Annotated in this window: 25 protein-coding genes; 11 read left to right on the forward strand and 14 right to left on the reverse strand. The window is 67.2% G+C overall.

Annotated elements, in window-relative coordinates; all coding sequences use genetic code 11:
- Positions 1 to 33: 33 nt before the first annotated feature.
- The 7 genes from RND64_RS07815 to RND64_RS07845 form a co-directional block, all read right to left on the reverse strand.
- Positions 34 to 1,863, reverse strand: a complete 1,830-nt coding sequence (locus RND64_RS07815) for an acetyl/propionyl/methylcrotonyl-CoA carboxylase subunit alpha (RefSeq protein ID WP_200903267.1) — start codon at positions 1,861 to 1,863, stop codon at positions 34 to 36.
- Positions 1,864 to 2,125: 262 nt separating this feature from the next.
- Complete coding sequence (locus tag RND64_RS07820) at positions 2,126 to 3,622, reverse strand: condensation domain-containing protein (RefSeq protein WP_049699529.1); 1,497 nt, start codon at positions 3,620 to 3,622, stop codon at positions 2,126 to 2,128.
- Entirely contained in the window at positions 3,619 to 4,050 is a 432-nt protein-coding gene (locus RND64_RS07825) for a SufE family protein (protein WP_049699528.1), read from the reverse strand. Before RND64_RS07825 ends, RND64_RS07820 begins: the two co-directional genes overlap by 4 nt.
- Before the next feature lie 9 nt (positions 4,051 to 4,059).
- Positions 4,060 to 4,950 (reverse strand): sulfurtransferase, encoded by an 891-nt coding sequence (locus tag RND64_RS07830; protein ID WP_049699787.1) that lies wholly within the window; start codon positions 4,948 to 4,950, stop codon positions 4,060 to 4,062.
- 174 nt (positions 4,951 to 5,124) lie between these two features.
- Positions 5,125 to 5,835, reverse strand: coding sequence for a Maf family protein (locus RND64_RS07835; RefSeq protein ID WP_083444405.1), 711 nt, complete (start codon positions 5,833 to 5,835; stop codon positions 5,125 to 5,127).
- 13 nt (positions 5,836 to 5,848) lie between these two features.
- Complete coding sequence (locus tag RND64_RS07840) at positions 5,849 to 6,094, reverse strand: acyl-CoA carboxylase subunit epsilon (protein ID WP_049699527.1); 246 nt, start codon at positions 6,092 to 6,094, stop codon at positions 5,849 to 5,851.
- Positions 6,091 to 7,719, reverse strand: coding sequence for an acyl-CoA carboxylase subunit beta (locus tag RND64_RS07845; RefSeq protein ID WP_049699526.1), 1,629 nt, complete (start codon positions 7,717 to 7,719; stop codon positions 6,091 to 6,093). Before RND64_RS07845 ends, RND64_RS07840 begins: the two co-directional genes overlap by 4 nt.
- Positions 7,720 to 7,849: 130 nt before the next feature.
- Between RND64_RS07845 and RND64_RS07850 the strand changes: the two genes are divergently transcribed.
- A complete protein-coding gene (locus RND64_RS07850) occupies positions 7,850 to 8,695 on the forward strand; it encodes a biotin--[acetyl-CoA-carboxylase] ligase (RefSeq protein WP_414652023.1) in 846 nt (281 codons plus the stop codon).
- 29 nt (positions 8,696 to 8,724) lie between these two features.
- Here RND64_RS07850 and RND64_RS07855 read toward each other — a convergent pair whose 3' ends face one another.
- On the reverse strand, positions 8,725 to 9,405 hold the full coding sequence (locus RND64_RS07855) for a DUF6069 family protein (protein WP_049699525.1): 681 nt from the start codon (positions 9,403 to 9,405) through the stop codon (positions 8,725 to 8,727).
- A gap of 108 nt (positions 9,406 to 9,513) precedes the next feature.
- Here RND64_RS07855 and RND64_RS07860 point away from each other — a divergent pair, with 108 nt between their 5' ends.
- From RND64_RS07860 to purE, 5 genes are all read left to right on the forward strand, one after another.
- Positions 9,514 to 10,113 carry a PH domain-containing protein gene (locus RND64_RS07860; protein ID WP_049699784.1) on the forward strand — a complete coding sequence of 200 codons (600 nt, stop codon included), beginning with the start codon at positions 9,514 to 9,516 and terminating at the stop codon, positions 10,111 to 10,113.
- Positions 10,110 to 10,784, forward strand: coding sequence for a response regulator transcription factor (locus tag RND64_RS07865; protein ID WP_049699524.1), 675 nt, complete (start codon positions 10,110 to 10,112; stop codon positions 10,782 to 10,784). Before RND64_RS07860 ends, RND64_RS07865 begins: the two co-directional genes overlap by 4 nt.
- Positions 10,785 to 10,798: 14 nt before the next feature.
- Entirely contained in the window at positions 10,799 to 12,136 is a 1,338-nt protein-coding gene (locus RND64_RS07870) for a sensor histidine kinase (protein WP_049699523.1), read from the forward strand.
- Between the two features lie 179 nt (positions 12,137 to 12,315).
- Positions 12,316 to 13,497 carry a 5-(carboxyamino)imidazole ribonucleotide synthase gene (locus RND64_RS07875; RefSeq protein WP_049699783.1) on the forward strand — a complete coding sequence of 394 codons (1,182 nt, stop codon included), beginning with the start codon at positions 12,316 to 12,318 and terminating at the stop codon, positions 13,495 to 13,497.
- Positions 13,498 to 13,700: 203 nt separating this feature from the next.
- Positions 13,701 to 14,225, forward strand: a complete 525-nt coding sequence (gene purE, locus RND64_RS07880; protein WP_268760676.1) for a 5-(carboxyamino)imidazole ribonucleotide mutase — start codon at positions 13,701 to 13,703, stop codon at positions 14,223 to 14,225.
- A gap of 45 nt (positions 14,226 to 14,270) precedes the next feature.
- Here the strand turns inward: purE and RND64_RS07885 are convergent, their stop codons facing one another.
- The 5 genes from RND64_RS07885 to RND64_RS07905 all read right to left on the reverse strand — a co-directional run bounded on the left by RND64_RS07885 (position 14,271) and on the right by RND64_RS07905 (position 18,410).
- A complete protein-coding gene (locus RND64_RS07885; protein WP_049699522.1) occupies positions 14,271 to 15,125 on the reverse strand; it encodes a dienelactone hydrolase family protein in 855 nt (284 codons plus the stop codon).
- Positions 15,122 to 15,544 (reverse strand): hypothetical protein, encoded by a 423-nt coding sequence (locus tag RND64_RS07890; protein ID WP_049699521.1) that lies wholly within the window; start codon positions 15,542 to 15,544, stop codon positions 15,122 to 15,124. The genes RND64_RS07885 and RND64_RS07890 overlap by 4 nt, the downstream gene beginning before the upstream one ends.
- A 75-nt stretch (positions 15,545 to 15,619) precedes the next feature.
- The gene (locus RND64_RS07895) at positions 15,620 to 16,330 is read right to left on the reverse strand and encodes a TIGR03089 family protein (RefSeq protein ID WP_049699520.1); all 711 of its coding nucleotides are present in this window, start codon (positions 16,328 to 16,330) and stop codon (positions 15,620 to 15,622) included.
- Positions 16,330 to 18,066, reverse strand: coding sequence for an LCP family protein (locus RND64_RS07900; protein ID WP_235434382.1), 1,737 nt, complete (start codon positions 18,064 to 18,066; stop codon positions 16,330 to 16,332). Before RND64_RS07900 ends, RND64_RS07895 begins: the two co-directional genes overlap by 1 nt.
- On the reverse strand, positions 18,063 to 18,410 hold the full coding sequence (locus tag RND64_RS07905) for a hypothetical protein (protein WP_083444404.1): 348 nt from the start codon (positions 18,408 to 18,410) through the stop codon (positions 18,063 to 18,065). The genes RND64_RS07900 and RND64_RS07905 overlap by 4 nt, the downstream gene beginning before the upstream one ends.
- A gap of 193 nt (positions 18,411 to 18,603) precedes the next feature.
- Here RND64_RS07905 and rfbD point away from each other — a divergent pair, with 193 nt between their 5' ends.
- The 3 genes from rfbD (at position 18,604) to RND64_RS07920 (ending at position 21,710) form a co-directional block, all read left to right on the forward strand.
- On the forward strand, positions 18,604 to 19,593 hold the full coding sequence (rfbD, locus tag RND64_RS07910) for a dTDP-4-dehydrorhamnose reductase (protein ID WP_083444403.1): 990 nt from the start codon (positions 18,604 to 18,606) through the stop codon (positions 19,591 to 19,593).
- An 81-nt stretch (positions 19,594 to 19,674) separates the two neighbouring features.
- Positions 19,675 to 20,580 carry a glycosyltransferase family 2 protein gene (locus RND64_RS07915; protein ID WP_200903266.1) on the forward strand — a complete coding sequence of 302 codons (906 nt, stop codon included), beginning with the start codon at positions 19,675 to 19,677 and terminating at the stop codon, positions 20,578 to 20,580.
- Between the two features lie 59 nt (positions 20,581 to 20,639).
- Positions 20,640 to 21,710, forward strand: coding sequence for a sugar phosphate nucleotidyltransferase (locus RND64_RS07920; protein WP_231894289.1), 1,071 nt, complete (start codon positions 20,640 to 20,642; stop codon positions 21,708 to 21,710).
- 6 nt (positions 21,711 to 21,716) lie between these two features.
- Here RND64_RS07920 and RND64_RS07925 read toward each other — a convergent pair whose 3' ends face one another.
- Positions 21,717 to 22,373, reverse strand: a complete 657-nt coding sequence (locus RND64_RS07925) for an O-methyltransferase (protein ID WP_049699516.1) — start codon at positions 22,371 to 22,373, stop codon at positions 21,717 to 21,719.
- A gap of 357 nt (positions 22,374 to 22,730) precedes the next feature.
- Between RND64_RS07925 and sigE the strand changes: the two genes are divergently transcribed.
- Both sigE and RND64_RS23120 read left to right on the forward strand, forming a co-directional pair.
- Positions 22,731 to 23,369, forward strand: a complete 639-nt coding sequence (sigE, locus tag RND64_RS07930) for an RNA polymerase sigma factor SigE (RefSeq protein ID WP_049699515.1) — start codon at positions 22,731 to 22,733, stop codon at positions 23,367 to 23,369.
- Between the two features lie 152 nt (positions 23,370 to 23,521).
- A complete protein-coding gene (locus tag RND64_RS23120) occupies positions 23,522 to 24,316 on the forward strand; it encodes a hypothetical protein (RefSeq protein ID WP_414652022.1) in 795 nt (264 codons plus the stop codon).
- Position 24,317: the final 1 nt, after the last annotated feature.

The following is a 24,317-nucleotide window of genomic DNA, read 5'->3' on the forward strand; positions in this document are numbered from 1 at the left end:
ATGAGTCGGGCCCGATCGGGTAGGTGTGGGCGGCTACTTGATCTCGAGCAGCACGGTGCCCTGGGTGACGGCCGCGCCCGCCTCGATGGCGAGGCCGGTCACGACACCGTCCTTGTGCGCGGTCACCGGGTTCTCCATCTTCATCGCCTCGAGCACCACGACGAGGTCACCTGCGGAGACCTCCTGGCCTTCCTCGACGGCGATCTTGACGACGGTGCCCTGCATGGGCGCGGCAACCGAGTCGCCCGAAGCGGCTGCACCGGCACCCTTGGTGCGTGTGCGCGGCTTGGGCTTCTTGCGGACGACGCCGTTGCTCGACGACCCTCCGCCGAGCGCGAGATCGCCGGGCAGCGAGACCTCGACGCGACGGCCACCGACCTCGACGACCACGTTCTGACGCGGCGCCGAATCGTCCTCTTCGATGGCTGCGCCACCGGTGTAGGGCTCGATCGGGTTGTCCCAGTCGGTCTCGATCCACTTGGTGTAGACGTCGAATGTCTCGACGCCGTTCTCATCGGTATGGCCGACGAACGCGGGGTTGGTGACGATGTGACGGTCGAAGGGGAGGACCGTTGCGAGTCCCTCGACCTCGAACTCGTCGAGGGCGCGGCGGGCGCGCTCGAGTGCCTGCTCGCGGTTCTCGCCGGTGACGATGAGCTTGGCGAGCATCGAATCGAACTGTCCGCCGATGACGTCGCCCTGCTCGACGCCCGAGTCGACGCGCACACCCGGGCCGGACGGCTCCTTGTAGACGGTGATCGGTCCGGGAGCGGGGAGGAAGTTGCGCCCCGGATCCTCGCCGTTGATCCGGAACTCGATGGAGTGTCCGCGCGGTGCGGGATCTTCGGAGAACTCGAGCTTCTCGCCGTTGGCGATGCGGAACTGCTGGCGGACGAGGTCGATACCCGACGTCTCCTCGGTGACCGGGTGCTCGACCTGTAGGCGGGTGTTGACCTCGAGGAACGAGACCAGGCCGTCGTTGCCGACGAGGAACTCGACGGTGCCCGCACCGTAGTAACCCGCCTCGCGGCAGATGGCCTTCGCCGACGAGTGGATGCGATTGCGCTGTTCGTCGGTGAGGAACGGCGCGGGTGCTTCCTCGACAAGCTTCTGGAAGCGACGCTGCAGCGAGCAGTCGCGGGTGCCGGCGACGATCACGTTGCCGTGCTGATCGGCGATGACCTGCGCCTCGACGTGGCGCGCCTTGTCGAGGTAGCGCTCGACGAAGCACTCACCGCGGCCGAATGCGGAGATGGCCTCACGGGTGGCCGACTCGAACAGCTCGGGGATCTCCTCGATGGTGTAGGCCACCTTCATGCCGCGGCCGCCACCGCCGAACGCCGCCTTGATCGCGACCGGTACGCCGTACTCCTTGGCGAACTCGACGACCTCGTCGGCGTTCTTGACCGGGTCCTTGGTGCCCGGAGCCATCGGGGCGTCGGCCTTCAGCGCGATGTGGCGTGCGGTGACCTTGTCGCCGAGGTCGCGGATCGACTGCGGCGACGGTCCGATCCAGATGAGGCCGGCGTCGAGAACTGCCTGGGCGAAGTCGGCGTTCTCGGACAGGAATCCGTAGCCGGGGTGGATGGCGTTGGCGCCCGACTTCGCCGCGGCGTCGAGGATCTTGTCGAAGACCAGGTACGACTCTGCGGAGGTCTGGCCGCCGAGGGCGAAGGCCTCGTCGGCGAGCTTCACGAACTTGGCGTTGGCATCAGGTTCCGCGTAGACCGCGACGCTGGGGATTCCGGCGTCGCGCGCGGCGCGGATGACGCGGACCGCGATCTCTCCTCGATTGGCGATCAGGACCTTGTTGATCGTCGAGCTGGAGCTGATCGTGGAGTTGGGCGCTTGTTCACTGGGCACTTGCTTGATCTCCTGGGCCTGGCTCTGTGCTGAGCTGTCTTCACGGGGTACTGCCGCCGGTATGCGACGTCCCCCTCGTCTCGCCACTCGTTTGTTGTTCGTGCGGCTTCGTCGTACCGGTGTCACGCCTGTGCGGTGTTGTCACGTGGACTGTGCACTCACCTGGAGGGTGTCACCTGGGCGACGTCAACCACTCGAGTCTATCGGGTGGGTTCCGCGGTTTACCCTAGCCCACCGAGCAATCGTTCGGTTGCGCTCGGGGTCACACTGTGGGACTGAATGTGCTTGCGTCACCGACGGACCGGACGAATGCGGCGAAATCGTGCAGGTAGGCGTGCACCGGTCCCTCGTTGGGGATGATCTCACCGGGTGGCGTTCCGGCGCGTGCTTCTGGGTCGGCGACCAGAGTGGGGCCGACGACGTCGCCGGCAGGGCTCTCCTGGGGAAATCGTGCCGAGAAACGCATGCCCGACGGTGTGCGGTTGATCCAGATGAAGACCTCGTTGCGGGCGTAACTGTGGCTTCTGATCACCGTGGCGCGACCGCTGTCCGCCTCGGCGGCCCCCGGAGCGTAGCGAGTGTCGATGAACGAGATGACGAACTGCGGTTCACCTCGGTAGCCGATGAGGTCGGCGACGCGCAGGAAGGGTAGCGATGCTCCCTGACGTGCGCGTTTGAGTTCGTCGGTTGCGCGGGCCACCGCTTGGTCGAAGGTGGGCGAATCCGACATGTCGAGGCAGAACGGGGCGACGGCGACGAACCACCCGAGTGCGGTGAGCCATCGCTGCTCGTTTCGTGTGTGCCGCGGCAGGACGCAGCGGAACTCTCGATCGTCGGTGCGGCGGTGATGGACGATCGCGAACGCGGCGAGGATCCCTGCGGTGAGAGTGCCGCCCGCCTCGGAACACACCGCGGTGAAGCGGTTGGCGGCCTCGTCGTCGACGATGACACCCGACAGCGACTCCTGCGGGACATCGACAGCGGGATCGGGCGGCTCGGCGACGGCGGTGTTCGCTCCCGGGACCTGGAACGGCGGCATGTCGCCCGCGCCCGCCTTCAGAAACGACGTCCAGGTGGACACGCTGGGGTGATCGGCTCCGGCCTGGTCGGCGAGTCGTCGCTCCTGAGCGCTGAAGTCGACGTAGCTGCCGACCTCCGGCAGCGCCGCGTCGGTGCGGTCGCGCGCGGCTCGGTAGAGGGTGATCAGCTCGTGCTGGGCCATGATCAGCGAGTAGCCGTCGACCAACGAGTGGTCGGCGGCGAACAGCAGCGTGAACGACGATTCGCGGCCAACCGTCGCGAACATGTAGGCGGGCCACTGCATCGGTGCGGTCGCGCGGTCGAAGGCGCCCGCGATCTGTTCGAGTAGCGGACCGGACTCGGTGTACCAGCCGATCCGGCCCATCTTCAGCTGAACGGTTCCCTCCGGCGTGCTCAACCGGTGTAGACCGTCGGCCTTGATGATGACGTGGCTGCGCAGCACCTCGTGGCGATCGATCCACTGCGACAACGCTGCACGGATTGCCGGAATCGACAGCGGCTCGTCGAAGTTGATCGACAGGCCGAGCCACGACTCGCGACCGCCCTCCTTGCGGGTGCGCACGCGATAGTCGAATGCGTCGCGCAGATGCTGCTCGTGGTTGTGGGAGGTCAGCCGTGTGTCGTCGAGCCAACCCCCGAGGCCGCCGGGAACCGACGGAACCCACTCGACGAGGCCACCCGGTTCGATCGGCTCCTCGAGGATCTGGATGAACTTCACTGACGACCGGTCTGACTGCGCACCTGGTTCTTCACCCGGCCGAGCATCCCGGCCATACCGCGAAGGCGCAGCGGACTGACCGCGGCGTCGAGTCCGAGGTCGTGGTAGAAGTCGGCAGGCACTGCGAGGATCGCGTCGGCGGATTCGCCGTCGAGGCCCTGGGCGAGGATCGACGCGAAACCGCGCGTCGTCGGGGCCTCGGGTGGGGCGCTGAAATAGAGCCTCACGGCGTCGGCGTCGGCCGCGTCGACCGACAGGAACACCGGAGATTGGCACTCCGGTACCGGTTCCATCGCCTCGGTCGCGAGGTCGTCGGGGAGCGCGGGGAGTTCGCCCGCGAACTCGAGGAGGAGTGTCACCTTGTCCGAATCGCCAAGCGCGGCAAAGTCGTCGACGATCTCGGCGAGGGATGCGGGGAGTGTGCCCATCGGGGTGTCCTATGCGGGTGCGTCGCCGGGCTCTTCGCCGACCGCGATGGGGACGCGCACAGCGTTGCCCCACTCGGTCCACGACCCGTCATAGTTGCGCACGTGTGTGAACCCGAGTAGATGGGTCAGCACGAACCAGGTGTGGCTCGACCGTTCGCCGATGCGGCAGTACGCGATGGTCGGGGTTTCGGGGTCGAGGTCGCCATAGATCTCGTCGAGTTCGGCGCGTGAGCGGAAGCGACTGTCGGCGCGTGCCGCCTTTGCCCACGGGATCGAGATCGCCGTCGGGATGTGGCCACCGCGCAGCGCGCCCTCTTCGGGGTAGTCGGGCATGTGGGTGCGCTCACCGGTGTACTCCTGCGGCGAACGCACGTCGACCAGCGGCTCGGTACCGAGCGAGGCGCGTACGTCCGACTCGAAGGCGCGGATCAACGAATCGTCGCGCTCGACGACGGGGTAGTCGGAGCGCGGGTACTCGGGTACGTCGAAGGAGGTGTCGCGATCCTCCGACATCCATGCGTCGCGGCCGCCGTCGAGCAGGCGAACGTCCTCGTGCCCGAACAACGTGAAGACCCACAGTGCGTATGCGGCCCACCAGTTGCTCTTGTCGCCGTAGATGACGATGGTGTCGTCGCGCTCGATTCCCTTGCTGCGCATCAACTCTGCGAACTGCTCGCCGTCGATGTAGTCGCGCACCACGTGATCGTTCAGGTGCAGGTGCCAGTCGACCTTCTGTGCGGTCGGGATGTGACCGATGTCGTAGAGCAGGACGTCTTCGTCGGACTCGATGATCTTGAGACCCTTGGCCCCCAGGTGCGCGGATAGCCACTGCGTGGTGACCAGACGCTCTGGGTGCGCGTAACCGGCGAATGCCGGGTTCGGATCGGTTTCCACAGTCACGGTGAGATTCTCCAGCTCGGATCGGGCCACGGCGCAGGCGGCGCAGGACGGCGAAATTCAGCCTAGTCGACATCGATGCGCCCGCACGGTTGGGCGGGCGCGGTTCACCGGTTGTTCTGTGACCACCTAGACACGTCGGGGTGGTCGTGTCGGGTATTACCTTTGCCGCGGGTCTTACGCAGTCGAGGTGGGGGACCACAGGGACGTGACGGGGATGTCCAAGCGGCGCAAGAGGTGTCGAACGGTCGGGAGTCCGATGCCGATCACCGACGACGGATCGCCCTCGATGCCCGCGATGAACCACCCACCACGACCGTCGAGCGTGAACGCACCAGCGACCTCGAGCGGTTCGCCCGTCGACACATAAGCCTCGATCTCGTCGTCGTCGACGGAGGCGAACCGGACCACCGTCGACGCGGACTCCGCCGAACGCCCCACCACGTCGAGTCCGCGGATGTGTGCCACGCAGTGGCCCGTCAGGAGCTGGGCTTCGTCGCCGCGCACTCGCTTCCACTGCTCGATCGCCACCTGCGCCGAGTGTGGTTTACCCGTCAGCGTGCCTCGATACAGGAGCATCGAATCGCAGGTGAGCACGACGAGGTCGGGGAGGGTCTGCGCGTCGGAGGATGCGGCGTGGTCGACGCGTTCGTTCAACAGGGTTGCGATCACCGAGTCGGCCTTCGCCTGCGCGAGGCGCGTCACGGCGTCGCCCGGATTCTCGGCCGCCATGGTTCCGAGGAGGTGGTCCTCGTCGACGTCGGCTACGACGACTCTCGGGTCGAGACCCGCATTACGCAGCACCGTCAGGCGCGCGGGCGACGCCGAGCCGAGGATCACCTCGTAGCGTCGATCGGCCCCTGTCACGTCGGACTCCCCGCTGGACACGTCGGCCTACCCGTCAGAAACGCAGGAACGACGACGCCGAACCCCACACGGGACGGAGGCGGTCGATCGGGCGGCCCCAGTCGTTGCGCGGCTCCGTGCTTTCCGGTTCCGGAGCGCCACCGCCACCGGTGGCGAGCAATGCCACCAGAACCGCGACGTCCTCGTCGGTCGGATTGCCCTTCACCACACGCAACACGGGGCGGGCCGACTGCTGTCCGGCGTCCGCGTCGGCGGGCGTGTTGTCGTCAGGTGAGCTCACAGCGGAATGTTCCCATGCTTCTTGGGCGGTACGTTGACGACCTTGCGCTCGAGGAGCTTGAGCGCGGTCGCGATCTGGCCGCGCGTGTGGCTCGGCGGGATGACCGCGTCGACGTAGCCGCGCTCTGCGGCGACGTAGGGGTTGACCAGCGTGTCCTCGTACTCTTCCTGCAGTTGGAGGCGCAGTGCGTCGACATCCTCGCCGTTGGCCGCGGCCTCCTTGAGTCGCGCGCGATAAACGAATCCGACGGCTCCGGACGCGCCCATCACGGCGATCTGGGCGGTCGGCCACGCGAGGTTGACGTCGGCGCCCATGTGCTTGGAACCCATGACGTCATACGCGCCGCCATAGGCCTTGCGGGTGATGACGGTGATCTTGCCGACGGTCGCCTCGCCGTAGGCGTACAGCAGCTTGGCCCCGCGGCGGATGATGCCGTTGTATTCCTGGTCGGTGCCGGGCAGGAATCCCGGAACGTCGACGAGGGTCACGATCGGGACGTTGAACGCGTCGCAGGTGCGCACGAAACGCGCTGCCTTCTCCGATGCGTTGATGTCGAGGCAGCCGGCGAACTGGGTCGGCTGGTTGGCGACGATGCCGACGCTGCGTCCGTCGACCCGGCCGAATCCGACGAGGATGTTGGTCGCGTAATCGGCCTGAACCTCGAGGAACTCGTCGTCGTCGAGGATGCGTCGGATGACCTCGTGCATGTCGTAGGGCTGGTTCGGTGAGTCGGGGATGAGCGTGTCGAGCTCGAGGTCCTCGTCGGTGAGGGTGTCCTCGATCGAACCGGCGGCGGGCTCGTCGACGGGCAGCCGCGGCGGATCGGCACGGTTATTGCTCGGCAGGTACGCGAGCAGGTCGCGGACGTAGTCGAGTGCGTCCTCCTCGTCGGAGCCCACGTAGTGGGCGACACCCGACTTGGTCATGTGGGTGTTGGCGCCGCCGAGCGCCTCCATCGTCACGTCCTCGCCGGTGACGGTCTTGATGACGTCGGGACCGGTGATGAACATCTGGCTCTGCTGGTCGACCATCACGACGAAGTCGGTGAGGGCCGGGGAGTAGACATGGCCACCCGCGGCAGGGCCCATGATCAGCGAGATCTGGGGGATCACGCCGGAAGCGCGCACATTGCGGTAGAAGATGTCGGCGTAGAGACCGAGGGAGACCACGCCCTCCTGGATTCGGGCGCCCGCGCCCTCGTTGATGCCGATGAGTGGGCGGCCGGTCTTGATCGCGAGGTCCATGACCTTGACGATCTTCTCGCCGTAGACCTCGCCGAGGCTGCCGCCGAAGACGGTCACGTCCTGGCTGAACACACAGACCTCGCGGCCGTCGACCGTGCCGTAGCCGGTCACGACACCGTCGCCGACAGGTCGACGCTCTGCGAGGCCGAAATTGGTGCTGCGGTGACGTGCGAGTGCGTCGAGTTCGACGAACGACCCCTCGTCGAGGAGGTGGGTGATGCGCTCGCGAGCCGTGAGTCTGCCCTTGGCGTGGATCTTCTCGATCGCGGCCTCGCCGACGGGATGCAACGTTTCGTCGAGGCGCTCGCGCAGGTCGGCGAGTTTGCCCGCGGTGGTGTGGATGTCTGGAGCAGCGTCGGGCTGCTGCGGCGCAGAGGTCATAACAGCCGATGCTATCGAGCGCTCGGTAGCCCGCGTCAACCACCCCAATATGAGAACGCCTCACCTTTCTCGTGATCGGTGACACGTCGAGGTGGCCGAGTGAGCCACGACGACGCAGGCCGGGTGACTAATGTCGGTAGTCGTGAGCGACGAGCAGACATCACCGAATCCCCGATCACCTCTCGACGCCGACGCGCTGCGAGCGGCCATCGTCGAGCGCTTCGGTTCGCCCGGCAGCGGTGTGGGATCGACGATCGAGGTCGTCGAGTCGACCGGGTCGACCAACGCAGACCTCGCTGCGCGTGCGGTAGAGCCGGGGATCGTCGGAACGGTGCGCATCACCACCGACCAGACATCGGGACGCGGCAGGCACGCACGGGTGTGGTCGGCTCCCGCGGGAGGACAGGTGGCCATCTCGGTGGCGCTCGACGCGGGCGATCAGACCGAGCAACTGGGCTGGTTGTCGTTGGCGACCGGGGTGGCCGCGGCGTCGGCCATCGAGGCGGCGACCGGCGTACGTCCCACACTCAAATGGCCGAACGACGTCCTCGTCGACGGAAAGAAGGTGGCGGGCATCCTCGCCGAGTACATCCCCGCGCCGACGGGCGGCGTGGTGATCGTCGGGATCGGCATCAACACCGGTATGACCGCCGACGAGCTTCCGGTGCCGACGGCCACCAGCTTGCAGGTGGAAAGCGGAGCCCCGGTCGACGTCGCCGCACTGGTCGCGGAGTACTTGCGGGCACTGGCCGACGCGCCGTGGCCCGACGACGTCGCCGAGGTGGCGCGACGCTATCGGGATCGCTGCGACACACTCGGGCGTCGCGTCCGGCTCTCGTTGCCGGGGGAGCGCACCGTCGAAGGGGTCGCCGACGATGTCGACGAGCAGGGCCGGATCGTGGTGCGCACGGACGACGGCCAGAGTTTCACCGCCGCGGCGGGAGACGTGCTGCACCTGCGTCCCGCGCAGGACTGACCTCGACGCGCTTGGCGCCTGTCCGGGGTTCAGCGTTGAATGCTCTTCTCGCCCATGGCGGGGATCAGCGACAGAACCGGCAGGCCGATGACGAGATGGACCACCGCCGTACCGATCCCGGTGGATATCTGCGCTGACAGCACAAGCGGGATGATCACCGCGGCGGCAATCAGCAGGCCGACGATCCAGCGGTAGAACTGGTTGGGCGAAGGTGTCGTCAGGTAGAGGACGTACCAGAGGGCGCCACCCGCGAGTGCGCACAAGAATCCGGTGATCGCGAACCAGTATTCGTCCTGGGCGAGTGGATTCCAGACGCCCAGGTTGCCTGCCTCGTTGACGCGTTGGGCGATGGCCCGGATGATCCACGCCACCAGCCAGGCGGCGAGACCCGTCACGACGCCCGTCATCACGACGCCGCCTGCGTAGAGACCCGCGTTGATGCTCGGCCGTTGACGCTGCTTGCGCTGCTTGCCGTACGACGCCGAGCCGGCGTATCTCGGGTCGGACTGGGCTGCGTTGTACTGGGCGGGGTTGTCGCGGGGGTCCCGATACTGCTGGTCCCCGTACTGTCCGTCGCCGTACTGCTGCTGGTATCGATCGGTCGGCTGGCTGTAGGCACGCGACTGCGGCGAGTAGCCGGCCTCGTAGCGCGCCGTTCCCTGGTCCCTCGGGTCTTGATCCCTGGGGTCGCGGGGGTCGCGGTAGCTCATGATTCTCCTGACCTGTTGCGCGTCGTGTGCACGCAGTCTACCGAGCGGGGGACAGGCGCCGGGTCGGGTTGACCGACCGCCCGTTCATCTGCGGATATGCTGAGATTCATGTCGTTTCCCAGGGACAACCTCGCGAGTGGTGAGCGCGTCGTGGTGCATCACCACCCGCATTGGAAGTGCCTGATCGGCCCGTTTTCGGTCTTCGTCGTGTGCACCGGGCTCGCAGGCCTCGCGGCGGGCGCGATCGCGGCGTCGACCATCAATTCGACGCTCGCGCTGATTCTCAACATCGTTGTCGCCGTGGGCTGGGGCGCTGCGGCCGCCTGGTTCTTCGTCCGTCCGCTCATCGCATGGAAATCGACTCACTTCGTGCTCACCGACCGTCGCGTGATCTTCCGCAGGGGAGTGCTCACCCGTTCGGGCATCGACATTCCGATCCGACGAATCAACACCGTCGAATTCCGCCACGGCCTCCTCGACCGCATGATGCGTACCGGCACCCTGATCATCGAGTCCGCGTCCGACGAACCGCTGCTGTTCGACGACGTGCCGCAGGTCGAGCGGGTGCATTCGCTGCTCTACCACGAGGTGCTCGACGAACGCGACGACGGCTTCGACGACCGCTATGACTCGGCCGACCGAGACGAGGGCCGGGGACACGACGGCGACTCCGCGTACTCTCGCCGCGTGGAGGTCGACAGGCGATGACAGACGTATTGCTGGCAGAAGACGACGCGGCGATTGCCGAACCCCTGGCGCGTGCGCTCGCCCGTGAGGGCTACGGATGCGACGTCGTCGGGACGGGATCGGCAGCACTCGAGCAGGCTCGCGATCAACGCTACGAGTTGCTCATCCTCGACCTCGGGCTTCCCGAGATCGACGGACTGGAGGTGTGTCGGCGCGTGCGCGTCGAACGTCCGGAACTCGCGGTGCTGATGCTGACCGCGCGCACCGACGAGGTCGACTTCGTCGTCGGACTCGACGCCGGCGCCGACGACTACGTGGGCAAACCCTTCCGGTTGGCCGAACTGCTCGCGCGGGTGCGCGCACTACTGAGGCGACGGCAGACGGTCGACGTCGTCCTCACCGGCGGCGACATCCAACTCGACGCGCGGGGGCGGCGGGTCCTCGTCAACGGCGACGATCTCGTGCTGGCGAACCGCGAGTTCGACCTGCTGCGCTTCCTCATGGAGCGGGCCGGCGAGGTGGTGTCGCGCGACGAGATCCTGACCGAGGTGTGGGGGTCTGCGGACCTGCGCTCGTCGAAGACACTCGACATGCACATCTCGTGGTTGCGTCGAAAGATCGGCGACGACCGCCACGATCGACCGCGGCACATCGTCACGGTGCGCGGCGTCGGCTTTCGGTTCGACGCCTAGGGAGAGACTTTCCAGTGCGCCGTCGAATTCTCTACACGATGATCGCCATGCTCATGGCGGTCGGCGGACTATTGGGAATCCCACTCAGCGTCATCGCATGGTGGTGGGTCGCCGACAGTGCGCACCAGTTGATGGATTCGCGGCTGAAGACGATCTCCGATCAGATCATCCGTCAGGCGGAGATGGGCGAGCATCTCAACAATGCGGTCATCGATTCCGAGTCGATCCGACTCATGCTTCCCGAGGACGGCAGGCTCACCCTGCGCTATCAGGACGTCAACGGCAAACCGGCCTCCACGTCGATCGGTGCCGACATCACCGATGCGACGATGTCTGATTCGATCGGCCTTGGTGCCGCGGGCACGTTGATCCTCGAGATCCCGATGGACACCGTCCGTAACGACCAACTCGCCGCCGTCGGCATCGTCTGCCTCGTGGTCGCGGGATCGATGGCTGCGGGCACCGTCACAGCCGCGGTGACGGCCGGGCGCATCGCCGACCCTCTCATCGATCTCGCCGACCGTTCGGAGGCGATGGCTCGCGGCGACTTCCGGTCGCGATGGAAGACCTATGGCATCGACGAACTCGACCGCGTCTCGCGTGCGCTGGGCGACGCGAACGCCGAGATCGCGTTGCGGCTCGAGCGTGAGGGCGAGATCGTCGGCGACGTCTCGCATCAGATTCGATCGCGCCTCACCGCCATCCAACTGCGACTCGACGAACTCTCGCTCCACGACGATCCGGCGGTCGTGAGTGAGGCCGAAGCCGCACTCGGACAGGTCGATCGGCTCGCCGCGGAACTCGACGAACTCGTAGCGGCATCACGGGACGAGCCCGCGCAGCCGGGCAGTGTCGACGTGTCGTCGCTGATCATGACGCTTGTCAGTGACTTCGACTCGGCCTTCACCGCTGAAGGGCGCACCTTGAGTGTGTCGTTCTCCGGTGACGCTGTCGCGCGTAGCGCCGGTCCGGGTCGGCTGCGTGAGGCGGTCAGCGTGCTCGTCGACAACGCGCTGCAGCACGGCAGCGGCGAGTGTCGGATCTCCGTCAGCGACCTCAAGGGCGACATGCTGCGTATCACCGTGGCCGACGAGGGAACCGGCGTCGCCGACGACGTGGCCACCGACATCTTCCGTCGGGGATTCTCTGGTGGCGCGGGCAACGGTGTCGGGCTCTCCCTCGCCCGTGCACTCGTCGAGGCCGACGGCGGACGCCTCGAACTCACGTCGCGGAGGCCGCCGGTGTTCGCGATTGTCGTGCCCGCGGCGACCGACCGTGACGACGACGCTCCGAAGGACGCGAATGCGGCGACGCGGGTGGGATCGCGACGTGACCGTGTTCCTCATCGGTGACGTGGGCAGGTTTCGCTGACCACGCATCGACGACCATGCCACTAAGCGGCGGCAACGCCGACCGTGCCACGATGTATCGCGTGACTGCCCGAGATTCAGATACCGGCGCAAACGCCGCGGCGCCGCCTGACGCGGCCGCCCGCGCGATTCCCGAACGCGACGTCTTGCCGACCGTGACGATGATCGGTGGTGGTCAGCTCGCCAGGATGACCCACCAGGCCTCGATCGCCCTCGGCGAGTGTCTACGCGTGCTCGCCGCGAGTGCGACTGATCCCGCTGCCCAGGTCAGCGCCGACGTCGTGATCGGTTCGCACGATGACCTCGACGACCTACGACGCGCCGCCGCCGGTGCGGTGGCGCTCACGTTCGATCACGAGGGTGTGCCCCTCGAGCACCTGCGTGCACTGGAGGCCGAGGGCGTCGCCGTGCGGCCACCGTCGGCCGCGCTGGTGTTCGCGCAGGACAAGCGAGCAATGCGGGTGAAGCTGAGCGAACTCGGCCTGCCGGTACCGGATTTCGCCGATCTCGCGGGCGACCTCGGGCTGGCTCGCGGTCGGCTCGTCGAATTCGGTGAACGGCACGGATGGAACATCGTGTTGAAGGCGGTTCGCGGCGGGTACGACGGACGTGGCGTGTGGATCGTCGACAACGGACCCGACGCTCTCGCGGTGTTCGATGAGCAGTTCAATGCCGGCGTCGACCTCATCGCCGAGGAAAAGGTGCAGATGCGCCGCGAACTGTCGGCGATGATCGCTCGTTCGCCGTTCGGCCAGGGGGGCGCGTGGCCGGTGGTCGAGACCGTGCAGCGTCGGGGACAGTGCGCTGTGGTCATCGCGCCCGCACCGGAACTGAGTGCCGAGACCGCCGAACGTGCACAGGAGATGTCTCTGCGGCTGGCGTCGGAGCTCGGCGTCGTCGGCGTGATGGCGATGGAACTGTTCGAGACCACCGACGGCGAGCTACTGGTCAACGAGCTCGCGATGAGACCGCACAACAGCGGTCACTGGACGATGGACGGTGCGGTGACCTCGCAGTTCGAACAGCACCTCCGGGCTGTTCTCGACTACCCGCTCGGCGACACCGCCCCGCGCGCCGAGGTGACCGTGATGGCCAACATCCTCGGTGCTGCGCAGGCGCCGGAGATGTCGATGGACGAGCGCACGCACCATTTGATGGCGCGCATGCCCGACGCGCGAATTCATCTGTACGGAAAGGGAGAACGCCCCGATCGGAAGATCGGGCATGTCAACATCGTGGGGAAGCCGGGAGAAGACGTCGCAGCCGTCCGCGAGCGTGCAGAACGCGCGGCGCACTGGATGTCCGACGCCGAGTGGACGGACGGTTGGGACCCGCATTCATGAACGACGAGACGACAGGCGACCTGGTGGACGACGAGACAGACACGACCGAGGCTGCAACAACCGAGGCCGGGACAACCGAGCCCGGGACAACCGAGACCGATACGACGGAGGTCGGGACTACCGAGGCGGGCACCGCTTTTGAAGCCGGCACCGCTTTTGAAGCCGGCACCGGTAGTGAAGCCGGCACCGCTTTTGAACCCGAGGTGGCGTCGCCGCCGATCCGTAGCCGGGCCCGCGTCGGACTGATCATGGGCAGCGACTCCGACTGGCCGACGATGGAGGCCGCGGCCGAAGCGCTCGCGGAGTTCGACGTCCCGTTCGAGGTCGGTGTCGTGTCGGCGCATCGCACCCCGCAGCGCATGCTCGACTACGCGAAGTCGGCTGCGGGCGAGGGCATCGAGGTCATCATCGCGGGCGCGGGAGGCGCGGCACATCTCCCGGGCATGGTCGCCGCCGCCACCCCGCTGCCGGTTATCGGTGTGCCGGTACCGCTGCGCTACCTCGACGGCATGGACTCCCTGCTGTCCATCGTGCAGATGCCCGCCGGAGTGCCGGTGGCAACCGTGTCGGTGGGTGGCGCGCGCAACGCAGGGCTGCTCGCCGTACGCATCCTCGGTTCATCCGACCCGGTGTTGCGGGCCCGGATGGAGTCCTTCCAGCGCGGACTCGAACAACTCGTGCTCGACAAGGACGCAGCCCTGCGTCAGCGGTTGCTCGGCGGCGACTGAGCAGCTGGGCTGACGAACTACTGATCAGCGGCCACTGATCGTCCGCTACTGATCGCCCGTGACCGGCTTGGTGATCCCGAGTCGCTGGGCGAAGAAGTCGAGCACGGCTACCAGGGCGTCGTGTGTCGGTTCGCCCGGCACGACGATGAGATCGTTGGTGAGCGCGGAATGCGGTGTCGGCAACGGTGATTCGGGATTGGCCGCCGAATCGGGCAGCTCGATCGCGAGGAACGCGTCGCCGAGGACTTCGCGCAAGAACTGGAAGCGCGACGGTGGCGACATCCGATCACCCTCGAATCGCACGCCCATGACGTCGAGTCCGCGCGCGCACCGCCCGACGACCGTTGCGAGGTCGTCGTCGGAGATGTCGAGGGATCGTGCACGACGAGGGCTGACCGCGAACGGCAGCGACGGTTGAGCCAGGACCGGTGCGAGGATGCGATCGTCGGTGGCCATCGCCAGGGCGAAGCCACCGGTGAAGCACATGCCGATCGCGCCGACACCCGGACCGCCGCAGCGCTGGTGTTCCTCGGCGGCCAGTGCCCGCATCCATTCGACGGCAGGTGAGGTCCTGCCCGTCGCCAAAATCGTGAAATCCCTGCTGATACAGGCGCGCCCCATCGTGCCGAGCATGTTCGTCGCGGCCCCGACAACCCCGAGACTCGACGGCGACGGGTCCTGGCCGTCGACGCCGTAGATCGACGGCATGACCGCGGTTGCTCCGATAGCCGCGACGCGTCTGGCGAAGTCGGCGACGGCGGGACTGATGCCTGGCATCTCGGCGATGACGATCACGGCGGGCCCCTCGCCGATGCTGTAGACGCGGCGAGGGGTGCCGTGGTGGGTTGCGATCCGTACGTCGAAGTCGGAGAGCGGGTCGTCGGCGGCGTGTCGGGTCACCGCGACGTGCCTGACGGTTTCGCCTCGCGGCCATCAGGAGCGACGAGGGTGCCCTGGAGTGCCCACTCGAACGCGCGGCCTGCGAGACCGGCGACGAGCGGAAGGTCGGGTGAGTCGGCGGGAATGATGGTGGGCCGGATCAGCTTGTACTGCTTGCCTTTTCGAGTGATTCCGGCCGAGCCCGCGGCGAGTGTGTTGCGTACCCAGTCGGTGTCGCGCCCGTAGGTCAGGATGATGTAGATCTTCTTCTCGTCACCCGTCTCGTTGACCCACGCGAGCACCGGGATCGAGTAGATCCGCCCACTCTTGCGTCCGACGTGATGGACCATCGCCCACGGCGCCAGATAGGGCGCCCAGCGTCGTTGCAGCGGATTGGTGATCTTCTTGTTGGCGCGGGCCAACCAGGCGGGTAACTGCATACGGCCCACTCTGCCGTATGAGGCGCCCGCCGTGAACCACTCCGGAACAAGTGTTCACCTCGACGGGTGGCGTCGTCAGTCGAGAACGACGTCGGCGCGCTCGGACGCCGCACGCGCCGCGAGGTCGGTATCGGGGGTCGGGGAGACCCACACGAGACTGGCGCCGACGCTCAACGGCGCGATGAGACTACTCAGAATGCCTGCACCCGTGCGCCATTCACGTGTCGACAGCACCCGGCTGGGTGCGGAGACCCCCTCGGCGGACGCTTGAGTCGATGCGGTGTCGAGGACGTCGCTCGCGGGGGTGCCGTCGAGCGCAGGACCCGAATATCGAGGCGGCGAGTACTGATCGCCGTGCACGCGGACCGCCGACGCATAGTCGGTGACCCCCGGTGGAAGGTCGGCGACGCCGAGTGCGAACGGATCGAGCGAGGCGACGACGAGTTCTTCGGCGTCGGGGTGCTCGTCGATTCCTCCAGCGCTGGTGAACGCGACCCGCGGGGCGTCGACCTCGGTGGTGACATGCACATGCGCCCCGGCCCACCACGCGCCCAACAGGATCGCGGCGCTCTGCCAGTGTTCGGGCAGGTCGACGACGACGTCGTCGCCGGGTGCGAGACCGAGTTCGACGACGAGATAGTTGGCAGTCTTCGCCGCCCAGTTGCCCAGCGTCGCCCCCGACAGCTCGGTGCGTTCGCCGGTGTGATCGTCGTAGTAGGTGAGCAGAGGTCGAGCCCAGTCGTCGATGCGTGCGAGCAGGGAGGTGGTCAGCGTGTCGTCGGCCATCAGTTCACACACACCGGTCCGTCGGTGCCCGCCGTGATCGGTGGGGCATTGTTGCCCACCCGTTGGCTGGCAGGCGTGTTGTCGGTCTGTGCTCCGACGTCGTTGATCGATCCCGGACCGGCAAAGGTGTTGGTGAGCACCAACTTCAGGTGATGCTCGTCGAGGTCCGGCTGCGCCTCGACACGTACCGCACGCAAATCCTTCGCGAGCAACTGCGCCCCCGGGTTGTCGGCGCTGTGTGCGTAGATCACCGAGTCCTTGATGTCGGCTGGGGTGCTGCTGGTCTTGCCTGCCTGGAATCCCTTGTTGGTCAGGATGTTCGAGACATTGCTCGCCAGTCCGTCGATGGTGCCCGCGTTGTCGACGTCGACGGTGTAGTCGCCGCGTCGTGACTGCGACTTGGACGCGCCGTCGTTGAGCAGATTACTGGTGAAGGTGTGCACGGCGTTGGGGTCGACCGTCACGACGCTCTGCTGTCCGTCTTCGCTCCACCCCTGTTCGTCGAGCACGGGAATCGTCGCGAACTTGACGCGCCCGCCGCTGAGATCCTTGAGTTGCTCGGCGAATTGCACGACGTTCCAGTCGTCGTCGATCACTACCGAACGCGATACGGCGTCCTCGAGTTCGTTCAGCTTCGACGGATCGGTGAGGGTGTGCGCCGACAGGATCTTCTGCGTCAGCGACGCCATGTAGACCTGCTGGCGCGTGATGCGGTCGAGATCGCCGCGGGGCAGCTCGTGGCGTTGCCGGACGAAGCTCAATGCCTGTGGGCCGTTGAGGGTTTGGCGTCCGGCTTTGAATCGTGCTCCCGAAAGTGGTTCGTTCACAGCGTCTTTGAGGCATACCTCGACGCCGCCGACCGCCTTGGTCAACAGGGCGAACCCGAGCAGGCCGACCTCGGCGTAGTGGTCGACCTTGACGCCGGTGAGGTCGGCAACCGTGTCGATGAGTGCCTTGCGGCCGGCGAGTGTGCCCTCGCGCTCGGCATCCTCTTCCGGCTTGCCCGCTTCGACCGCGCGCTTGCGCGCGCCTTCGCGGGTGGTGCCGTACGCGGCGTTGATCTTCGACAACCCGATACCGGGAACCGACACGTACGAGTCGCGTGGAATCGAGATAGCCGTGGCCGACGATCCGTCGTTGGGAATGCGAATGAGCAGGATGGTGTCGGTGTTGGTGGAGATGTCGTCACCTGCGCGAAGCCACTTGAGCTCCTCGGACGAGAGCGGGTTGCCCTTGGCGTCGGTGCGCGAATCAGTGCCGACCAGCAGGATGTCGGTGGCGCCGTCGTCGCCCCCGCCGAGGTCGAGGCCGCCGAGCTGAGTGATCTTCGACGTCAGTCCGTTGACGCTGCTCCACGCGTATCCGGTGCAGACGAGCACAGCGACCGAGACCAGCGCGATCAGTCCGCGGCCCCAGGCTTTGCGTCCGAATCCGCCGACCGCCGCGAGCGCGCCGCGGGCAGGCGGGGGTGGATTCTGGCCCTGGTCGTCGTGGCCCTGCGGCTTCTGCTCCCGTGTGCTCGCGCTCGTGGTGGCCGCAGCACCCTTGGTGTGGATCTCTCCGGAGCGACGCTGGCGCGGACGACGAGTGACGCCGGGCTTCGCGGGCGCGCCGGTGTCGTCGGGCGACTGGGAGGCCGGGCGTTGGCGGGCGTCGGGCCGATTTCGTCGAGGCGGTTGCGGTGTGCGTGGGCGTTGACCGTCGGGACCCGGGCGGCGAGGCGCGTCGGGGTTCACCCGCCGCTCTGTTCGCTGACGTTCTTGCTGGCCGGTGCGTCCCTGCTTGCCTGGGTGTCGTCGTCGCGGATTTCCGGTGCCCTCTCGCCGGTCCGGTGTCGCCCCTTCGGGGCGGGGCCGTGTGGGCCGGGGGGCGCGTTGCTCGTCGTGCGCGTCCTGGGCTGGGCGTCGGGGATGGGCCGCCCGGGACTCGTCGTGCGCGTCCGAGGTTGGGCGTCGAGGGCCGCTTGGCCGCCGACGCGCGCCTTCGGGTCGTGACTCCACGAGTGGTCAGGTCCTTTGCGATCGTCGAATCCGGCGTTCGGCTCCTCGGGGGATCGCGTCCCGTTCCCCGCGGGACGCATGTGAATGCCGTTATTCAAGAGGTTGACGTTGCTGAAGTTGTTGTACTGACGTCAGGCTACTGAAGTGGCGCGCAATATCGCGGTTGCAACGCCGACGCGATCTCGTCGCCCGTCACCCTGCCGACGTGACGATCAACACCTCGTGTGTCGGGTCACGTGCGCGTGACCACGATTCGTGCGGCACGATGAGGCCATGCACAGGGGCGACGACGTCGATACGGAACCATCGAACAGCGATATCGCAGCGAAGGAATGCACGGTGTGGATCGTGGGGGCAGGCGGCCAGCTCGGCACAGCGCTGCTCGATTCCGAGCACAAGCCCAGCCACGTTCGCGCCCTGACTTCGCGCGACGTCGACATCTCCGACGCCGAGTCGGTCGCCCGGGCATTCGCCGACCTCGCAGCGGGAGACGTCGTGGTCAACTGCGCGGCCTACACCAACGTCGACGCCGCGGAGTCCGATCGCGAGCGGGCCGCGGCGGTCAATGCGAGCGGGCCGGCGAATCTGGCGACGCAGACAGCCCGAGGCGGCGCGTGGTTGATCCACATCTCCACCGACTACGTCTTCGGCGGAGCTGCCGCGGGCAGCCCACGCGAAGGTGAGGCCCGGCCCGCGCCGCGGACCACGCCATATGAAGCGACGATGGTCGAGGACGACCTCGCTCCCGAAACCGTCTACGGCGCAACGAAACTCGAGGGCGAGCGTGCCGCGCGGGCCGCCGATCCGACCGCCACCATCGTCCGAACCGCCTGGGTGTACACGGGAGGTCGCGAAAGCCCCGACTTCGTCGGCACGATGCGCCGCCTCGAGGCGTCCCGCGACACGATCACCGTCGTCGACGACCAGACCGGCTCACCGACCTATGCGCGAGACCTGGCCGACGGAGTGTGGGAGTTGGCATCACGTGTCGGCGACGACGCCGTGACCGGGGCCGTCCTGCACGCCACCAACTCGGGCGCAGCGACGTGGTTCGACGTCGCGCAGGCCGTCTTCGAGGGGGTGGGTGCCGATCCGTCCCGGGTATCGCCCGTGACGACGGACGAGTTCCCCCGACCCGCGCCGCGGCCCGCCTATTCGGTCCTCGACGCGTCGGCGTGGGCCGACGCAGGGCTGACCCCGCTGCGGGGCTGGCGGGATGCGCTGGGTGCGGCGATCGCGGAACCCGACGTTCGGAACGAATGAGGTATCGCCGATCCCCACGGACGCGTGACATACGCGGGAGGGACGTCGGGGATCCGGTCGGTGGTTGGTTACCCTGACCGGGTGACTTCTGCCATCGGTGTCGTGACGGTGACCTATTGGTCCGGCGGCCACGTGGAGACCTTCTTGAAGAGTCTCGACCACGCGACCTCAGCTGTACCGCGCGTCATCATTGCCGACAACGGCTCCGGCGACGGCGCACCCGAGGCCGCGGCACGCGACCACGACAACGTCACGCTGGTGCACACCGGCGGCAACATCGGCTACGGCGGAGGCATCAACAGGGCGGTCGCCGAGCTCGGCACCGACGTCGATTTCATCGTGATCGCCAACCCGGACGTCGAGTGGTCGCCCGGTGCGATCGACGAATTGGTCGCGGCCGCCGCGCGCTGGCCGCGGGCAGGGGCTTTGGGGCCCCTGATCTACGAACCGGACGGTTCGGTCTACCCGTCGGCACGCAGTGTCCCGAGCCTGGTGTCGGGAACGGGGCACGCACTGCTGGGGACCGTGTGGAAGTCGAACCCGTGGACTGCGGCCTACCGCGCCGACGACGTCGCCCCCAGCGAGCGACCCGTCGGCTGGCTGTCGGGATCATGCCTGCTGGTGCGCCGCGAGGCCTTCGAGGCGATCGGCGGCTTCGACGAGCGGTACTTCATGTACATGGAGGACGTCGACCTCGGAGACCGACTCGGCAAAGCCGGATGGCTCAACCTCTACGTGCCGGGCGCCGAGGTCACTCACACGAAGGGCCACAGCGCAGGTCGTGACCCCGGCGCGATGCTGCCGGCGCACCACCGCAGCGCGTACATGTTCCAGGCTGACCGCAATCCGGGACTGCTGCGCGCACCGCTGCGCCTCGCGCTGAGGCTCGGCCTCGCGCTTCGTTCGCGCCTGGCGGTCCGCGCTGCGGGGCGCGACATGATCGTTGATGATGATGGTTCGACCCACTCGAGAGGACACGACCAGTGACCGGATTTACCGTTCCGAGCACGGCCACCTCGACGTCGGCGCCCAGCGCTGACGTCGACATGTCGAAGACCCAGGCGGTGATCCTCGTCGGTGGTAAGGGCACACGGTTGCGCCCGCTGACGTTGTCGGCGCCCAAGCCGATGCTGCCCGTTGCCGGGTTGCCCTTCCTCACACATATGTTGTCGCGAATCCGCGCAGCAGGGATCACCGACGTCGTGCTCAGCACGTCCTTCAAGGCGAGTGTGTTCTCGGAGTACTACGGCGATGGCTCGAAGCTCGATCTGAACCTTCGCTACGTGACCGAGGACGAGCCGCTGGGCACCGGCGGCGGTATCCGCAACGTGCTCGATCTGCTCACCGCCGAGGACATCGTGGTGTTCAACGGCGATGTGCTCAGCGGAACCGACATCAGCCAGGTCGTCGCGACACATCAGCGCACCGAGGCCGACGTCACGCTGCATCTCGTGCGCGTCGGTGATCCGCGTGCGTACGGCTCCGTGCCCACCGATGACAACGGCAGGGTCACGGCGTTCCTGGAGAAGACCCAGGACCCGCCAACCGATCAGATCAACGCGGGCACCTACGTGTTCCGTCGCGGGGTCATCGAGCAGATCCCGGCGGGCCGTGAGGTGTCGGTGGAGCGCGAGGTGTTCCCGAGCCTGCTCGCCGACGGCAAGCGCGTCCAGGCCTACGTCGACAACACCTACTGGCGTGACATGGGCACGCCGGAGGATTTCGTGCGTGGCTCGGCCGACCTCGTGCGCGGTATCGCGCCCTCGCCTGCCCTCGGTGACCGTCACGGCGAATCGCTGGTCCACGAGGGTGCGGGCGTTGCTCCCGGTGCCGTCCTCGTCGGCGGAACCGTCGTGGGTCGCGGCTGTGAGGTCGGCCCACGTGCTCGACTCGACGGCGCGGTGTTGTTCGACGGCTCGGTCGTCGAAGCGGGTGCCGTCGTGGAGCGCAGCATCGTCGGAAAGGGTGCGCGTATCGGCCCGCGTGCGCTCATCCGCGACACCGTCATCGGCGACGGCGCAGAGGTCGGCGCACGGTGTGAACTGCTGCGCGGCGCGCGCGTATGGCCGGGTGTTCAACTACCCGACGGCGGCGTGCGCTTCTCCACCGACGTCTGAGCGCGCTCAGCGGGCTTTCGCCGCTGCGAGTACTCCACCCCCGAGGGGAACCACCACGGGCAGCAACTGATCGTCGTCGGCGATGCGCAGCGCGGCGGACCGTGCCGCGCTCGTCACCGGGTCCGTGCGTGTCGGGTCGCCGACCGCCCCCGACGCTGTGGCGTTGTGCACCACGACCACGCCGCCCGGGCGCAGCATCCGGACGGCCTCGTCGACGAACGTCGGGAGGTCTATCAGCGGACCGTCGATGAACACGAGGTCGTAGGAGCCGTCGGACAGTCGCGGCAATACCTCTCGCGGCGTGCCGTTGATCAGCCGGGTCCTGCCGGGCGGGATGTCGGCGCCTGCGAACGACGCGCGTGCGGCGCGGTGGTGTTCGGGTTCGGGGTCGATGGTGGTGAGGACCCCGTCGCCCGACATTCCGTTGAGAAGCCAGAGGCCACTCACCCCGGTGCCGGTGCCGATCTCGGCAATGGCGTGTGCGTCGCACGAGCGGGCGAGCAACGCCAGCAGTGCACCCACTGCCGGGCTGACTGGTTCGGTCCCCAATTCGTCTGCGCGTGCCCTCGCGGCGGCCAGCGCATCGTCTTCGACGATCGCCGATTCGGCGTAGTCGATCAGGGCCGCGGCCGCGGCATCGGTACCGGTGGGTGCATCGGTCATTCCATGAGATTAGGCCGGACACGGCCCGCCATGTCAGTGGCACGCCCGATTCGGGTGTTGACGGAGGTCGACGAGTCGTAAACCCGACCCATCCGAATCGTCGCGGGCTCCGACGTACTTCAGTGAAGACGTGCTCTGCAGTGCAGACATGCTCGGCAAAGCGTCCTCAGCGAAGACTTACTCAGTGAAACCTCAGCCGCCTCACACTGCGACCACACCGCGATGGGAGAGGGTGAGACAACAGCACGGGCGCGGTGGTCGGAATAGCCGTCGATGCGCAGGTGTTCAAGATAGCGAATTCGTGTCGAATCGGACTCGAGCCGCTCGACAGCAAAAGAAGGGAACCGGCCACCCGCGATGACTGATCCCCAGGCATCCACCACCGCAGAGTTGAACACGGCGGTCGAGACGATCGACGTCATCCCCTCGGGGACGGCGGGCTTCGACGCAACCGGCGATGAGTTCTTGATGCCGACGTGGGACGAGCTGGTCCGTGAGCACGCTGACCGCGTCTACCGGCTCGCCTACCGTCTCTCCGGCAATCAGCACGACGCCGAGGATCTGACGCAGGAGACCTTCATCAGGGTGTTCCGCTCGCTGTCGAATTATCGGCCGGGAACGTTCGAGGGGTGGCTGCACCGCATCACCACCAATCTGTTCCTCGACATGGTCCGTCGTCGCAACAAGATCCGCATGGAGGCCCTGCCAGAGGAGTACGACCGTGTTCCCGGCGACACTCCCGATCCTCAGCAGATCTACGCCGACGCCAATCTCGACCCCGACCTCCAGGCTGCGCTCGACTCGCTGACCCCCGATTTCCGCGCCGCAGTCGTCCTCTGCGACATCGAGGGACTTTCCTACGAGGAGATCGCCGCGACGCTGGGCGTCAAGCTCGGCACGGTGCGTAGTCGTATCCACCGCGGACGGCAGACGATCCGGGATTACCTCGCAGCTCGCGGCCACGACAATCGGCGTTCGGTAGCCGTCGGAAACTGACGTTTTCACCCGATTCGGGAACCCCGGGCACCGTCGTGCCGTTTGGGATTCGGATAGGCTGTGTTGCCGGCACGGGCACGCAGCGCCCTCCGCGTCACGGACCCGACCGGTTCGCTCGCGGAGACCGACCTGTGAAGAGGGGTGAACCACACATGATGGACGGCCGACGGGATCGACGAGATTCCGCAGCGGACGCCGACAAACGAGCTCACGTCGACAACAGCCCGCCCGGTAGTGGCGCGCTCGCCGACGGTCCGCCCGCTGAGGGAGCATCGCATGTCGACACCGCAGGGCACGCCGATGGTGTGGCTGCATCGCCCGATCTACGGGGCCGTAGGCGTTCTCCGTGGAACCCCGCCACGTGGTCACCCGCGACGTCCTCGTTCGCGCCCAACCCCGCTTTCCGACGTCCCCGCCCGCGTCGATTCGCTTCGACCGAGCATCTCGCGTCCGAGGCCGTCGCAGCATTCGTCGACGGTGAGCTCGGCATGACCGCACATGTGCGGGCCACGCACCACCTCGCGCTGTGCCGTGAATGTATGGATGCCGTCGACGCTCAACTCGACGCCCGCACGCGGCTGCGCGACTCCGGGACGGTGGCGATGCCCGCTGACCTGCTCGGTCAGTTGAGCCAGATTCCCACGCGCGAGATCGACATGACCGGTGTGCGCGACCGTCGCGAACAGGGTCGTTCTGACGGCCCGGTTGGTCCGAATCCCTCTCGTCGCGACGCCTTTCACTCCAGTCCGTTTCCGGACGGACGGTTCCACGGACCTTTTGCCACGCCCGGACCGCTCGCTGCGTCGGGCTTGCCGCCGGTGAACACACAGACCGACTACGGGCACACCGACTTCGGGCACGAGGCATCGCGTCCCGCCACTGCGCCAACCGACGCGGTCCGCGGTGAGCCCGACCGTGGGCGCCGCAACCGCTGGCGCGGACGCTGAG

This window comes from Gordonia sp. w5E2 (assembly GCF_036540975.1).
GTDB classification, from domain to species: Bacteria; Actinomycetota; Actinomycetes; order Mycobacteriales; family Mycobacteriaceae; genus Gordonia; species Gordonia jacobaea.